13 protein-coding genes are annotated in these 13,739 nt (G+C 75.4%); 9 read left to right on the top strand and 4 right to left on the bottom strand.

Annotation, left to right across the window (positions count from 1 at the left end; all coding sequences use genetic code 11):
- Positions 1-17 precede the first annotated feature (17 nt).
- On the bottom strand, positions 18-1,007 hold the full coding sequence (locus tag KSK32_RS24870) for a ParB/RepB/Spo0J family partition protein (RefSeq protein WP_216933374.1): 990 nt from the start codon (positions 1,005-1,007) through the stop codon (positions 18-20).
- A gap of 190 nt (positions 1,008-1,197) precedes the next feature.
- Here KSK32_RS24870 and KSK32_RS24865 point away from each other — a divergent pair, with 190 nt between their 5' ends.
- The gene (locus KSK32_RS24865) at positions 1,198-2,400 is read left to right on the top strand and encodes a cytochrome P450 (RefSeq protein ID WP_216933373.1); all 1,203 of its coding nucleotides are present in this window, start codon (positions 1,198-1,200) and stop codon (positions 2,398-2,400) included.
- 9 nt (positions 2,401-2,409) lie between these two features.
- On the opposite strand, the gene KSK32_RS24860 is transcribed toward KSK32_RS24865, so the two are convergent.
- Positions 2,410-3,678, bottom strand: a complete 1,269-nt coding sequence (locus tag KSK32_RS24860; protein WP_308163720.1) for a cytochrome P450 — start codon at positions 3,676-3,678, stop codon at positions 2,410-2,412.
- Between the two features lie 8 nt (positions 3,679-3,686).
- The gene (locus tag KSK32_RS24855; RefSeq protein ID WP_216933371.1) at positions 3,687-4,778 is read right to left on the bottom strand and encodes an LLM class flavin-dependent oxidoreductase; all 1,092 of its coding nucleotides are present in this window, start codon (positions 4,776-4,778) and stop codon (positions 3,687-3,689) included.
- A gap of 136 nt (positions 4,779-4,914) precedes the next feature.
- Here KSK32_RS24855 and KSK32_RS24850 point away from each other — a divergent pair, with 136 nt between their 5' ends.
- From KSK32_RS24850 to KSK32_RS24815, 8 genes are read left to right on the top strand one after another with little or no spacing between them, the layout of a single operon-like run.
- Positions 4,915-6,474, top strand: coding sequence for an AMP-binding protein (locus KSK32_RS24850; protein ID WP_216933370.1), 1,560 nt, complete (start codon positions 4,915-4,917; stop codon positions 6,472-6,474).
- Position 6,475: 1 nt separating this feature from the next.
- On the top strand, positions 6,476-7,732 hold the full coding sequence (locus KSK32_RS24845; RefSeq protein ID WP_216933369.1) for a CaiB/BaiF CoA-transferase family protein: 1,257 nt from the start codon (positions 6,476-6,478) through the stop codon (positions 7,730-7,732).
- Positions 7,714-8,100, top strand: coding sequence for a hypothetical protein (locus KSK32_RS24840; protein WP_216933368.1), 387 nt, complete (start codon positions 7,714-7,716; stop codon positions 8,098-8,100). The genes KSK32_RS24845 and KSK32_RS24840 overlap by 19 nt, the downstream gene beginning before the upstream one ends.
- The gene (locus KSK32_RS24835) at positions 8,097-8,585 is read left to right on the top strand and encodes a 3-hydroxyacyl-ACP dehydratase FabZ family protein (RefSeq protein ID WP_289256389.1); all 489 of its coding nucleotides are present in this window, start codon (positions 8,097-8,099) and stop codon (positions 8,583-8,585) included. The genes KSK32_RS24840 and KSK32_RS24835 overlap by 4 nt, the downstream gene beginning before the upstream one ends.
- A gap of 6 nt (positions 8,586-8,591) precedes the next feature.
- Positions 8,592-9,698, top strand: coding sequence for a beta-ketoacyl synthase N-terminal-like domain-containing protein (locus tag KSK32_RS24830; RefSeq protein WP_216933367.1), 1,107 nt, complete (start codon positions 8,592-8,594; stop codon positions 9,696-9,698).
- Positions 9,695-10,558: a beta-ketoacyl synthase N-terminal-like domain-containing protein gene (locus tag KSK32_RS24825; RefSeq protein ID WP_216933366.1), complete on the top strand. Its 864-nt coding sequence runs from the start codon at positions 9,695-9,697 to the stop codon at positions 10,556-10,558. The genes KSK32_RS24830 and KSK32_RS24825 overlap by 4 nt, the downstream gene beginning before the upstream one ends.
- Positions 10,555-11,421 (top strand): thioesterase family protein, encoded by an 867-nt coding sequence (locus KSK32_RS24820; RefSeq protein WP_289256388.1) that lies wholly within the window; start codon positions 10,555-10,557, stop codon positions 11,419-11,421. The genes KSK32_RS24825 and KSK32_RS24820 overlap by 4 nt, the downstream gene beginning before the upstream one ends.
- Positions 11,421-12,155, top strand: a complete 735-nt coding sequence (locus tag KSK32_RS24815; protein ID WP_254187180.1) for a class II aldolase/adducin family protein — start codon at positions 11,421-11,423, stop codon at positions 12,153-12,155. Before KSK32_RS24820 ends, KSK32_RS24815 begins: the two co-directional genes overlap by 1 nt.
- On the opposite strand, the gene KSK32_RS24810 is transcribed toward KSK32_RS24815, so the two are convergent.
- Positions 12,152-13,567, bottom strand: coding sequence for an aldehyde dehydrogenase family protein (locus KSK32_RS24810; protein ID WP_289256387.1), 1,416 nt, complete (start codon positions 13,565-13,567; stop codon positions 12,152-12,154). The genes KSK32_RS24815 and KSK32_RS24810 overlap by 4 nt on opposite strands.
- Positions 13,568-13,739: the final 172 nt, after the last annotated feature.

The raw sequence follows: 13,739 nt of genomic DNA, 5'->3' as shown, positions 1-13,739 counted from the left end.
TCCCACCGGTGGCGACGTCAGGCCGCCTCGTTCGCCCGCTGCCTGAGCTGGTCCGCGAACTCGAGCCACTCCTCGGCGATGCTGCGCGCGATGTCGGCGACCACGTACGTGCAGTGCGCCGGGATGGTGCCGATCAGCTCCGCGTAGCCTTGCGGCCCGGTGGCCTGGCTGTCGAGCCAGCGCAGCAGTGCACGGCCGGACTCGGTGAACCGGACGGACGGGTCGTGCCGCAGGTTCTGCAGGTTGACCGAGCGCTCCCGCATCGGCGGCCGGCGGCTCAGGCCGGCCCGGGCCGGGCGCGGCTCACCCCCGCGCTGACGCAGCGGCAGCGGGTCGTCGCCGCGCTTCATCCGCTCGCGTACGTCCCGCGCGGTGGCCGGGGAGATGCCGGCGGTCTTGGCGATCTCGCGCAGCGACGCCTCCGGCTTGCGGCTGATCAGCTCGCTGGCGATGCGGCGGCCCTCGGCGCTGTTGACCGGGCGCAGCCGGCCGTCGCGGCCGAGCCGGGCGTGCACGTCGGGGGCCCCGATGTCCTGCCGGCGGATGCTCGCCACGGTCTTTGCCGCGAGCCCGGCCGCGGTCGCCACCGCCCGGTCGGACCAGTGCGGGTGCGACCGGAGGATCCGCTGGGCCGCCGCCTCCCGGTCGGCGAGCGACAGCGGCAGCCCGTGGGTGACGTTGGCCTGCACCGCGAGCACGAACGCCGCCTCGACGGTGCCGTCGAACAGGCGGGCGGCGATCTGCGTCTCGCCGCGCAGGACCGCCGCGCGTAGCCGGTGCATGCCGTCGATGACGCGCATGGTGCCGCGGTGGACCAGGATCGGCGGCAGCGGCGCGTCCGTCTCGGCCAGTGTCTGCGCGTGCAGGTCGTCCTCGCCGGCCAGCCGGGGCGAGTCGGCCGCGCGCAGGCAGGCGATCGGCAGCAGTTGCACCGGCCCGCCCTCGGTCGCTCCCGCCGACTCCTCGTCGAGGTCCGCCACCACCGTCATGGCTGCTCCCTTGGTCACGCCGCCTCCAGGGGATGTCGTATCTAGCTTTTATGTGTCTCGTCGCGTCGCAAGAGCCGTGATACGCGAATCCTAATCAGACGGGGAAGCAGAGCACACGCCCCGGACGGGCCGGGATCGCGACAGGTCAGTGATCGCCGTCGCTGCACTATCTCGCTTTCAAGCGTCCCACCGGCGCTACGATCCCGTCGTGCGAGTGCGATACGACGCGACCGCGATCGCCGGACTGGACGACCCCTACCCCGCGTACGCGGAACTGCGGGAGGCCGGGCCGGTCGTGCCCGCCGGTCCCGGGGTGTGGGCGGTCACCGGGCACGCCGACGTCACCGCGCTGCTGGCCGACCCGCGCGTCGGTCACGAGTTCCCGGACGTCGTGTACCAGGCCTCGGGCGAGCCCGACGCGGTCACCGGTTTCTTCCGGGCCACAGTGCTCAACCGGGACGCGCCCGTGCACACCGTGCTGCGCCGGGCGATGTCCCGGCTGCTCGCACCCCGGGCCGTGGCCGGGCTGCGCGGCCGTGTCGACGAGCTGGTCGGCGAGCTGTTCACCGCGATGGACGGGGACGCCGACCTGGTCACCGGGCTGGCCGCGCCGCTGCCGGTGACCGTCGCGGCCGAGCTGCTCGGCATCCCCGCCGCCGACCGCGACCTGGTGCGCCCGTACGCGATGACGCTGGCCCGGGCCTTCGGCGCCGGCATCCGGGTGGAGGGCGACCGGGACGCCACCGCCGCCGCGGTGACCTGGCTGCGCGCCTACGTGCGAGACCTGCTGGCCGAGCGCGAGCGCCGAGGTCGCGACGACGATCCACTGGCCGGCCTGCTCGCCACCGCCGACCCGGGCGGCGCGATCACCGCCGAGGCGCTGGTGGACAACGTGATCTTCCTCTTCTTCGCCGGCTTCGACACGACCACCAACCTCGTCGCCACCGGCTGCGCCGCCCTGCTGTCCCGCCCGGACGTCCTGGCCCGGCTCCGGGCCGAGCCGGAGCTGGTGCCGAGCGCGGTCGAGGAGTTCCTGCGCTTCGACGCGCCGATCCAGGCCACCGCCCGGCTGACCCGCGCCCCGATCGAGGTGTCCGGACGGCGGATCAACGCCAACCGGCTGGTCGTACTGCTGCTCGCCGCCGCCAACCGGGACGGCAGGCGGTTCGCCCGCCCGGACGAGCTCGACATCGCCCGTACTCCGAACCCGCACGTCTCCTTCAGCGCCGGCCCGCACTTCTGCCTCGGCGCCACGCTCGCCCGGCTGGAGGGGGCGGCGGTGTTCGACCGGATCGCCCGCGGCCTGGCCGGCTTCGAGCCGGCCGGCGCCCCGGTGCGCCGCCGGCACATGAGCTTCCGGGGGTACGACCACCTGCCGGCGCGTGTTCGACTGGGCGCGTTCCCCGGTTGAACACCCTCGCTACCGGACCAGGCGCACCGGCAACGACTTGATCCCGTTCATGAAGTTCGAGGCCAGCCGCTGTGTCGGGCCGGCGCGGCGAAGATGCGGCAGGTGCGGGCGCAGCGCCCGCAGCAGCGCCACCGCCTCGGCCCGGGCCAGGTGCGCGCCGAGGCAGAAGTGCGGGCCCACGCCGAAGGCCAGATGGGGGTTCGGGGCCCGGTCCAGCCGCAGGCGGTCCGCGTCGGCGAACACCGCCTCGTCCCGGTTGGCCGACGCGTAGTACAGGACAACCTTGTCGCCGGCCCGGATCGGCTGGCCGTCCAGTTCGGTATCGGCGGTGGCGGTCCGGCGGAACTGCATGATCGGCGTGACCCAGCGCAGCAGCTCCTCCACCGCCACCGGCACCCGGTCCGGGTCGGCCAGGGCGTCGCGGACGGCCGGGTCGTCGGCGGCCAGCTCCAGCGCGCCGGAGACCAGGTGACGGGTGGTCTCGTTGCCGGCCACCACGAGCAGCAGCCACAGGCCGCACAGCTCCGGCTCGGTCAGCGGCCGGCCGTCCACCTCGGCTGTGGCCAGCACGCTCGTCAGGTCGTCGCCCGGGTCGCGGCGGCGCGCGGCGGCGGCGTCGGCCGCGTACCCGAACGCGTCGGCCATGGCCCGCTTGAACGTCCGGACGTCGCCGCCACCGAACTCCGGGTCGTCGAAGCCGACCAGGTGGTTGCTCCAGGAGAACATCAGGTGCCGGTCCTGCGGCGGCATGCCGAGCAGGTCGGCGAGGACCACCAGGGGCAGCTCGGCGGCCAGGTCGCGTACCGCGTCGACCTCACCCCGGCGGGCCGCCGCCGCCACGATCCGGGCGGCGTGCGCGTCGATGGAGTCCTGCAGCGCCCGGACCGTGCGCGGCGTGAACGCGGCGGTCAGCACCCGGCGCAGGCGGGTGTGCCCGGGCGGGTCCATGCCGGCCAGCAGCTGGCGGGTGCGCTGGAGGTCGCCCCGGGTCTTCGGGTCGGCGAGGAACGGCCCGCGGGTGGCCGAGGAGAACAACGCCGGGTCGCGGGAGGCCCGCACCACGCTGTCGTACCGGGTGACCGCCCAGTACCCGTCGCCGCGGTGCAGCACCTCGCCCGCCGGTCCGTCGCCCGCGCGCCCGGACCGGCGGCGCAGGGCCGGCTCCCGTACCCAGGCCACCGGCGCCTCGGCCCGCCGCCTGGCGAACTCCCGCCACGGCGGTCCGGACACGTACGTGGCCGGGTCGGCGAGCAGTTCCGGCGACGCGTCAGGGCTCACCGCCGCCGTCATCCGTGGGCCTCCGCCAGGATGCCGCGCTCGCGCAGCAGCGGCAGCACGCCCTCGCCGAACCAGTACGCCTCCTCCAGGTGCGGCTGGCCGGACAGCAGCAGGTGCTCCACGCCCAGCCCGTGCAGCTCGGCGATCCGGTCGGCGACCTGCTCGTGGCTGCCGACCAGGGCCGCCCCGGCGCCCGGCCGGAGCAGGCCGTACCCGGCCCAGACGTTCGGGTACACCTCCAGCCGGCCTTCGGCGCCCGCGCTCATCCGGGCCATCCGGCGCTGTCCCTCGGACTCGCTGCGCCGGAACCGCTCCTGGGCGGCGGCCACCGTCTTCGGGTCCATCCCGGCGATCAGCCGGTCCGCCTCGGCCCACGCCTGCTCCGGCGTGTCCCGGGTGATCACGTGGAAGCGGGTGCCGCAGGAGAGCCTGCCGCCGCCGCGCTCGCGTACCTCGCCGAGCAGCGCGCCCAGCTCCGGCGGTGACTCCCCCCAGGCCAGATAGACGTCGCCGTGGCGCAGCGCGGTGTCCTGCGCGCCGGCCGACGAGCCGCCCACGAACACCGTCGGCGCGGTCCGCGGCGGGCGCGTCACCAGAGCGGCCCGGACCCGGTGGTGCGTCCCCTCGAAGTCCACCGGCGTGCCCGTCCACGCCCCGCGCAGGATGGTGAGGAACTCGTCGGCGCGCTCGTAGCGCTGGCCGTGGTCCAGCCAGTCGCCGTAGCGGCGCTGCTCGTCCGGGTCGCCGCCGACCACCACGTTGAGCATGAGCCGGTCCCCGGACAGACGCTGGAACGTGGCCACCATCTGCGCCACCAGCGTCGGCGACATCAGCCCGGGCCGCAGCGCGATCATGAACCGGATCCGCTCGGTGCGCCCGGCCAGCGCGGCCGAGACCAGCCAGGGATCCTCGCAGAACATCCCGACCGGGATCAGCATGCCCTCGAAGCCGAGCCGCTCCGCCGCGAGCGCGACCTGGGCGAGGTAGGCGAGGTCGGGCTCCCGGCGTACCGCGCGCCGCGCGCCGGCACCCCCCGGACGCCAGCCGATGTCCCGCCCGTCGCTGTGCGACGGCAGGAACCAGTGCAGGTGCAGCGTCATCCGATCGTCCCTTCACCGGGCCGGGTACACGTTACGACTCCACACATACGAGAGTCGACAAAGGAGGCGGCCGAAACCTACGTTGCTGGGGTCACCGACGGGCCGGGTGGCACCGCCCGGGCGAGGAGGATCCGCGATGGCGCAGCTGCTGCACCCGATGGTGGCCGCCGCGCCGGACGCGGTCGCGCTCGACGACGGCTACGCGGCGCTGAGCTGGCGGAATCTCGACCAGCGGGTGAATCGCTGGTGCGACCTGCTGCACCGGGAAGGGCTGCGCCCGGGCGACCGGGTCGGCGTGCTCGCCGGCAACCGGCACGAGGTGTTCGAGCTGCTGCTCGCCTGCCTGCACGCCGGTCTGGTGATCGTGCCGATGAACTGGCACCTCACCGGCGCCGAGGTCGCGTATCTGCTCTCCGACTCCGGCTGCCGGGCGCTGGTCACCGACACCGAGCGCCTCCCGGCGGCCCGGGACGCGTGGCAGCGCAACGACCGCCGCCCCGGACTGCGCGTCGTGCTCGGCGACGAGCCGGTGGACGGGTTCGCCGCCGCCGAACCGCTGCTCGCGCAAGCCGACGCCGCCGAGCCGCCGGAGGCGGGCAGCGGCGCCACCGGCCTCTACACCTCCGGCACCACGGGCGCGCCGAAGGCGGTGGTCAGCCGGCTGTTCCGCCAGGGCGAACCGCTCCCCCGGCTGAGCGGGCGCCTGAACCGGCTGTGCACGGTGTTGGGCATGCCGGCGGACGGGGTGAACCTGCTGTGCGGCCCCTGGTACCACTCCGGCCAGCTGTTCTTCTCGCTGCTGCCGCTGATCCGCGGGTTCCGGCTGGTCACCCGGCCCCGGTTCGACCCGGCCGCGACGCTGCGGCTGATCGACGACGAGGGCGTCACCATGACGCACCTGGTGCCGACCCAGTTCGTGCGGCTGCTGCGGCTGGACCCCGCGGTACGGGCCGCGTTCGGCGGCGCCACGCTGCGGCGCGTCTGGCACGGGGCGGCACCCTGCCCGGTGGACGTGAAACGGCAGATGATCGCCTGGTGGGGCCCGGTGCTCAGCGAGTACTACGCGGCCACCGAGGCGGGCATCGCCACGATCATCCACGCCGACGACTGGCTGGCGCACCCGGGTAGCGTCGGCCGGCCGCTGCCGCGTACCGAGATCGTGGTGGTCGGCACCGACGACATGCCGCTGCCGGCCGGGCACGAGGGCCGGGTCTACCTGCGCCGCCCGGACGGCTTCGAGTATCGCGACGCACCGGAGAAGACCCGGGCCGCACACCGCGCCGACGGCAGCTTCACCTACGGCGACCGCGGTTACCTGGACGCCGCCGGCTATCTCTACCTGACCGGCCGCGCCGACGACATGATCCTGTCCGGCGGGGTGAACGTGTACCCGGCCGAGGTCGAGGCCGTCCTGCTGCGCCACCCCGCGGTACGCGACGCGGTCGTCTTCGGCGTGCCGGACGAGGAGTTCGGGCAGCAGGTCCGGGCCGTGGTCGAGGTGGACACCCACGCGCTGACCGACGACCTGACCACCGCGCTGGACCGGCACTGCCGCCGCGAACTGGCCGGGTTCAAGGTGCCGCGCTCCTACGAGCTGTCCACCGCGCTGCCCCGCGAGGACTCCGGGAAGGTGCGGCGGCAGGCGCTGCACCGCAGCTCGGCACACCGATCGCAGATACCAGACAGCTGGCGGTGAGATGGACAAGGCCGGTTTCTACCGCGAAGCCCGTCACGACGTGGACGGGCCGCTGCACGGCGTACGCGTGCTGGAGATCAGCAAGGTGTGGGCCGGGCCGATGACCGGCGCGGTCCTGGCCGACCTGGGCTGCGAGGTGATCCGGATCGAGATGCCCGGCAACCGGGAGGGCCGGATGCCGCCGGACATCCCCGGCACCGGCCTGTCCTGGTTCCGGGAGACGGTGCACCGCAACAAGCGCAGTGTGTCGCTGGACCTGCGCAGGGAACCGGCCCGGGAGGCGTTCCTGCGGCTGGTGGTCACCGCCGACGTGGTGGTGGAGAACTACCTGCCGGGCACGCTCGACGGATGGGGCGTCGGCTACGCGCAGTGCCGGCGCGTCAATCCCGACATCGTCTTCGTCTCCATCTCCGGCTGGGGCCAGTACGGCCCGCGCGCCACCGACGCCGGCTTCGACCCGATCGCGCAGGCGGCGGCGGGCTGGATGGGCCTCAACGGCGAGCCGGACGGCACACCGATGAAGGCCCCGTCCTTCCTCGCCGACGATCTGGCCGGGCTGCACGGCGCGATCGGCGCGCTTGCCGCGCTGCGACACCGCGACCGCACCGGCGAGGGCCAGCACGTCGACGTGTCACTGCTGGACGCGTTGCTCGCCAACAGCGGCGGCTACCTGACGCTCGGCGCGACCGGCGTGCCGCTGCGCCGCTGGGGCGACCAGGCCGACTTCGTCGTACCGGCCGGCACGTACCGCTGCCGGGACGGCTGGCTCTACCTGGCGGTCGCGCTCGACAAGCACTGGCGCTCGCTCGCCGCGGCGATGGACCGGCCGGAACTGGCCCGGGCCCCGGGCTTCGCCACGAACGAGGAACGCCGCGCCCGCCGCGACGAGGTCAACGCGCTGGTCGGCGCGTGGTGCGAGGCGCGGACCGTCGCCGAGGCGGCGGCCGGGCTCGCCGCCGCGGGCATCCCGGCCGAGCCGGTACGCGACTTCGCCGACGCCGCCGCCGACCCGCACGTCCGGGAACGCGACATGGTGCAGACCGTCCCGCTGTGCAACGGCACCACGGGCCCGCTGACCGGCCCGGCCGCCAAGTTCTCCCGGACACCGACCCGGGTGCGGCACGGCGCGCCGGCCGTCGGCGCGGACACCGAGGCGCTGCTCACCGAGGCCGGCGTCGACCGGGCGGAGCTCGTGCGGCTGCGCGCGTGCGGCGCCACCGAACGACAGGAGGCCCCGGCATGTACCCGCCCCCGCTGAGCCCGTTCGACAGCATCGAGATCGAACGCTCCGGTCACGGGGTGCGCATCCGCACCCGTACCGTCGTCGAGCCGGACGGCCCGTACCTGTCCGGCCACTTCCCCGGCCGGCCGATCCTGCCCGGGGTGTTCCTGGTCGACACGCTGCTGCGCGCCGTCTGTGCCGGGGTGGACGGCGCGCGCCTGACCGTGCTGCGGTCGGCCCGGTTCACCGCGCCCGTGCTGGCGCCGGGCGAGTTCACCATGCGCGTCGAGGTGACAGGTGACCCGGCGACCGGGCCGCTCACCGCCCGCGCCCGCTGCCACCGGGGCGACGGGGAGCGGTGCGCCTGCCTGGAGGCGCAGTTCGACGCCGGGCGGTACCGGTGACCGCGCCGGTCGGGCAGGAGACGATCCGCGGGCTGCTGCCGCAACGGTTCCCGCTGCTGCTCGTGGACCGGGTGGTGGAGGTCCGGCCGGACGGGATCGTGGCCGAGAAGGCGGTCACCGCCGCCGAGTGGTGCTACGCGGGCCTGGACGAGACCGCACCACCCGAGGCGTACGCGTATCCGGTGGCGCTGCTGCTGGAGTCGTTCGGTCAGGCCGCCGCGCTCGCCTGGTTCCTGCGGGCGGGCGCCGGCGTGCCGGGGCCGGGCAGCGGGCTGCTGCCACTGTTCGTCGGCGTGCGTGAACTGCGGCTGTCCGGCGCCGCGTACCCGGGGGACGTGCTGCGCCACGACGTACGGCTGGACAAGGTCGTGGACGGCGCGGCCGTCGCGTCGGGCACCGTCACGGTCGGCGGTCGGACCACGGCGGTGATCGGTGAGCTGATCGCCGCCGTCCGGCCCGGTGCCGCGCTCGCGGGGTTGGGGTAGGCCACGATGCCGGTGGAGATCGCGGCGAGCGCGGTGCGGACCTGCTTCGGCGACGGCGACGCCACGTTCGCCGCGCTGCTCGGCGGCCGGTGCGGGGTGGCGCCGCTGTCCGGCTACGATCCGGCCGCCGTGCACGTGCGCCACGGCTACCCGATCCCGGACGGCTCCGGCGGCGAGCTGTGGCCCGCCGCCGGCTGGCTGCGCGACTGCGTCCGGCGGGCGCTCGCCGACGCGGCGCTCGACCCAGCCCGGCACCGCGTCGCGGCGCTTGTCGGCACCGGGCTGCGCGAGCTGCGCGCGGTCGAGCGGGCGGTGGCCGACCGGGCGCCTTTCCGCGCGGGCGGGCTGCACTTCCGGTCCGCCGTCGCGGACGCCGGCGTGCCCGGCGCGGTCACCGTCGCGAACGCGTGCAGCGCGGGCGGTCACGTCCTCGCCCTCGCGCAGGACATGATCGAACTCGGTGAGGCCGACGCCGTCGTCGTCGCGGCCACCGACGCGATGACCGAGTCGATGCTCGCGATGATCGGCCGGGTCACCGACGAGCCCGCCGACCGGGTACGCCCCTTCGACCGGGACCGGGCCGGCGTGCTGCTGGGCGAGGGGGCCGCCGCGCTCGTGGTGACCCGGGCCGGGCTGGCGCCACGCGTGCTGGCCCGGGTGGTCGCCACCGGACTGTCCTGCGACGCCTACCACGAGACCGCGCCGTCGGCCGAGGGCGTCCGCCGGGCGATGGACGACGCGTACGCCCGGGGTGCCCGGGAGCCGGCCGACGCGGGCCTGGTGGTGGCGCACGGCACGGGCACGGCGCTCAACGACCCGACGGAGGCGGCGGCGCTCGTGGCGTTTGGCGGCCCCACCACGGTCACCGGCGTCAAGGGCGCCATCGGGCACACCTCCGGCACCGCCGCGCTGCACGGTCTCGACGTCGCCGTCCGTTGCCTGCGCGCCGGGGTGGTGCCGCCGATCTCCGGGTTGCGCACGCCGTTGCCCGAGGCCGAGGGCCTCCACCTGGTCCGCGACCGTCCGGCCCGGACTCGGGCGGCGCTGGCGCAGGTGAACGCGTTCGGCTTCGGCGGGGTCAACGCGGTGACGCTCGTCGAGGCCGCCCGGTGACCGCCTCCGGACCGGCGGCGGCGCTCACCGCCTGGTACGCGTACCTGCCCGGTCCGGACGCGCCGCCGGCGGAGCGAGCCCGGACCGTCCTCGGGCGCAAGGGACTGCTGTACAAGGAGACGGCGACCCGCCTGGCCCTGTGCGCGGTGCACCGGGCGCTCGGCCGGGCCGACGGCGACGGCACCCCGCCGGGGCGGGTCGACCCGCGCACGGCGGTGGTGGCCAGCAGCAACCTGGGAAACGTCGGCACCGTCGCCGGGATCGTCACCACCGCCCGCGCCGACGGCTGGCGGGCGGTGTCCCCGCTGTCCGCGCCGAACGCCTCCCCCAACGTCGTGGCCAGCTCGGTGGCGATCTGGTTCGGCTTCGGCGGCCCGAACCTGATGTGCTGCTCCGGGGCCACCTCCGGCCTCGACGCGCTCGCCGCCGGGCTGCGGCTGCTGGCGGCGGGCCGGGCCGACCGGGTGGTGGTGGTCGGCGCCGAGCCGGACGACGACACCGCCGTCGCGCTGCACGCGACCCGCCCGGGCCGCCCGGGTCCGCTGCGCGCCGGTGCCGCCTGCCTGGTGCTGGAGCCGCTCGACCGGGCGCCCGGGCCGTACCTGGTCGTCGGTCCGGTGCGGACGGTGCCAGGTGACCCGCCGGACGGCCTCGCCGCCGGTGGCGAGGGCGGCCACTACGGCGCCGACGGCCTGGTCCCTGTCGCGCTGGCGGCGGACGCCCTGCGCGCGCCGGGTGGGCCGGTGCGGGTGGAGGTCCGCTGCGGCGACGACGAGGACGGGTTCCGCGCGGTCACGGTACGCGCCGTGCCGGAACCCGGTTCCGCATCCCGATCCGACCGTCGAGAGGAGACCCGGTGACAGCGGTCCTGCCGGACGAGACCACCACCGTGGCGCTGCGCCCCCGCTTCGAGGGCGCCAACATCCGTACCTGGGTGGGGTTCAAACACTTCATGTACCTGGCCGAGGAGTCGGTGCTCGCCTGGTTCCGCGAGCGCGACGCCGGGCCGTCGCGGCTGTACCACGAGCACGGCCTGGGCCTGGTGATCGCCGACGCCTCGGTGCAGTTGCCGGCGGTGCTCGACGTGGACGACGAGGTGAGCGCCGAGGCGCGGCACCGCGGCGGCGGTGAGTTCGCGGTGCGGCTGACCGCGCGCGGCGTGCCGGTGCTGCGCGGCCGGGTCCGCGCGGCCCTGGTCCGGACCGGCCCGGCCGTCGACGTCGCCGTGCCCGGTGACGTGCCGGTCGTGGCCGAGGTCCGGGCGGACGCTCCCGCACCCGCCACCGACGCGGCCGGTACGCCGTTCGAGTGGCGGTGGCGGGCACCGTACTTCTACTGCCAGTACTCGCAGCCGGTGCAGCACTCCGGCTACGTGCGCGCCGTCGAGGAGGTGGTGGACCGGTTCCTGGCGGCGCGCGGCATCTCCGTCGGCCGGATGCTCGACGTGCGCGGCTGGATCCCGGTCGTGTCCCGCGCGTCCGTGCGGGTCCTCGCCGCCGCGCGGATGGAGGAGGAGATCGAGACCACGTTCACTGTCACCGACGTGCTGCGCGGGACCATGTTCGACGCCGACGTCCGCTTCGCCGTGCGGCGTGACGGCGAGCAGGTTCCGGTCGCCCACGCCCGCATCCTGCACGGGTACGCGATCAGCCGCGGCCCGGACGCGGGACGGCTGGCCGAGTTCGACGACGAGGTCGTCGCCGCGCTGCTCGGGACGGCGTGATGGGTGCCCGGAGCGTCGCGGAGGAGCGGCTGCGCCGCAAGCAGCGTCTCGCGGCCGCGTTGCGGCTGTTCCACAGGTACGGCTTCGACGAGGGCGCCGGCGGTCACCTCACCGTCCGCGACCCGGGTGAGCCGCACCGGTTCTGGATCAACCCGTTCGGCCGGTCGTTCGGCCGGCTGCGGGTGAGCGACCTGCTGCTGGTGGACCTGGACGGCACCGTCGTGGACGGCGAGGGCACGATCAACCCGGCCGGTTACGCCATCCACAGCCGCATCCACGCGGTCCGCACGGACGTCGTGGCGGCCGCGCACAGCCACAGCGTGTACGGGCGCGCGTTCGCCACGCTGGGCCGGCTGCTCGACCCGCTGACCCAGGACGCGTGCGCGTTCTACGAGGACCACGGCCTGCACGACGGCTACTCCGGGGTGGTCCTCGACCGCGACGAGGCGGACCGGATCGCCAAGGCGCTCGGCCCCGGCAAGGCGGTCATCCTGCGCAACCACGGCCTGCTGACCGTGGGCGGCAGCGTGGACGAGGCGGCCTGGTGGTTCTTCAGCATGGACCGCTGTTGCCGGATCCAGCTCGCGGCGGAGGCGGCCGGCACGCCGGTGCCGATCGCGCCCGCCGAGGCCCGTCTCACCCGGGCCACCATCGGCACCCCGGGGCTGGGCCGGCTCAACTTCCGCCCGATGTACGAGGACGTCGTGCACGCCGAGCCGGACCTGCTCGACTAGGGCTGGTCATCCGGGGGCGGCCGGACCAGGACGTGCGGCTGGGTGTACCCAGCCAGTCCCCAGTGTCCGTTCTCGACCCCGGGGCCGCTGTCCTTCCGCCCGCCGAACGGCAGGTCGGGCCGGACCCCGGCGGCATGTGCGTTCACCGACACCTGGCCCACGTCCAGGCGGGCGGCCACCGCGGCGGCCCGGTCCGGGTCCGCCGACCAGACCGAGGCGGTCAGGCCGAACGGTGTCGCGTCGGCCCGGGTGAGCGCCTCCTCGACGTCGTCGAACGCCAGCACCGGCAACACCGGCCCGAACTGCTCCTCGGTGACGACCCGGTCGGTGTCGGACACCCCGGACAGGACGGTGGGCGGATGGAAGTGACCGGCTCCGTCGACGGCTCGACCACCGGCGGCGACTGTCGCGCCGTCGGCGACGGCCGCGCGGACGAGCCCTGCCACGTACTCCCGCTGGGCCCGGGTGGTCACCGGGCCGAGCCGGACACCGGGGTCGGCGCCGGGGCCCATCCGGACGGTAGCGGCGCGGTCGGCGAGCGCCTCGACGAGCGCGTCGTGCACCGGCCGGGCCACGTACACCCGCTTCACCGCCATGCACATCTGGCCGCTGTTGGTGAAGGCCGCCCAGAACAGGTCGTCGGCGATCCGTGCCGGGTCGGCGTCGTCGAGCACCACCGCGGCGTCGTTACCGCCGAGTTCGAGCGTGACCCGCCGGAGCCTGGCGGCGGCCTCCGCCGCGACCCGCCGGCCGGTAGCGGTCGACCCGGTGAAGGTGATCTTCCTGGGTACGGGGTGGGCGCACAGCCACGCCCCGAGCGGGTCCGGCCCGGTCACCACGTTGAGCACGCCGGGTGGCAGCAGGTCCCGCAGCAGTTCGCCGAGGGCGAGCGTGGCGAGCGGGGTGTGCGGGGAGGGCTTCAGCACCACGGTGTTGCCCGCCCGCAACGCCGGAGCGATCTTCCAGGCGGCGAGCGCGAGCGGGTAGTTCCACGGCGTGACGGCGGCGACGACGCCGAGGGGCCGCGCGGTGACGATCGCGGTGTCGCGGCGGCCGTCGATCGTCTGTGGTCCGGTCTCGATGCCCGCGAAGTAGTGCAGCCACGCGGCGGCGGCGCGTACCTCGGTGGTCGCCTCGGCCAGCGGCTTGCCCTGCTCGGCGGTGACCAGCGCGGCGAGGTCGGCGACCGCGCCGAGGACCGCCCGGGCCGCGGCGCGCAGCGCGCCGCGCCGCGCCTCGTCGTCGTGAGCCCACCTCGGGTACGCGGCGGCCGCCGCGGCCATCGCCCGGTCGAGCAGCTCGGGCGGGCAGGCCGGGGCGGTGGCGAACACCGCGCCGGTGGCCGGGTCGACGACGTCGAACGTTCCGGCGCCGGCGGCCGGGCGGCCGCCGACGGTCATCGTCAGCGCCACGGCTGCCCCTCCGTCGCTGGTGCCTGCGGCTGGCAGCGTATCCGCGGGTGGGCGGGGTGGGCAGCGTGCACGTTGTCCCGCCGCGGCGCTCCGCAGATGATGAGAGTCGGACCGGTCCGTGCGCTCCCCCGTCCGTCGCGCGTGTCGGGGCCGGACCGGGCCGTCGCGCGGA

The organism is Micromonospora sp. WMMB482 (assembly GCF_019038635.1).
Taxonomy (GTDB): Bacteria; Actinomycetota; Actinomycetes; order Mycobacteriales; family Micromonosporaceae; genus Micromonospora; species Micromonospora marina.
The sequence above is the reverse complement of the archived record's forward strand: the minus strand, read 5'-3'. Positions and strand labels throughout refer to the sequence as shown.

Excerpts from the sequence above, each read along its gene's own strand:
- KSK32_RS24830 (WP_216933367.1), top strand. The coding sequence starts at position 8,592 with ATGCCGGTGGAGATCGCGGCGAGCGCGGTGCGGACCTGCTTCGGCGAC.
- KSK32_RS24815 (WP_254187180.1), top strand. The coding sequence starts at position 11,421 with ATGGGTGCCCGGAGCGTCGCGGAGGAGCGGCTGCGCCGCAAGCAGCGT.
- KSK32_RS24855 (WP_216933371.1), bottom strand. The coding sequence starts at position 4,778 with ATGACGCTGCACCTGCACTGGTTCCTGCCGTCGCACAGCGACGGGCGG.
- KSK32_RS24845 (WP_216933369.1), top strand. The coding sequence starts at position 6,476 with ATGGACAAGGCCGGTTTCTACCGCGAAGCCCGTCACGACGTGGACGGG.
- KSK32_RS24840 (WP_216933368.1), top strand. The coding sequence starts at position 7,714 with ATGTACCCGCCCCCGCTGAGCCCGTTCGACAGCATCGAGATCGAACGC.
- KSK32_RS24850 (WP_216933370.1), top strand. The coding sequence starts at position 4,915 with ATGGCGCAGCTGCTGCACCCGATGGTGGCCGCCGCGCCGGACGCGGTC.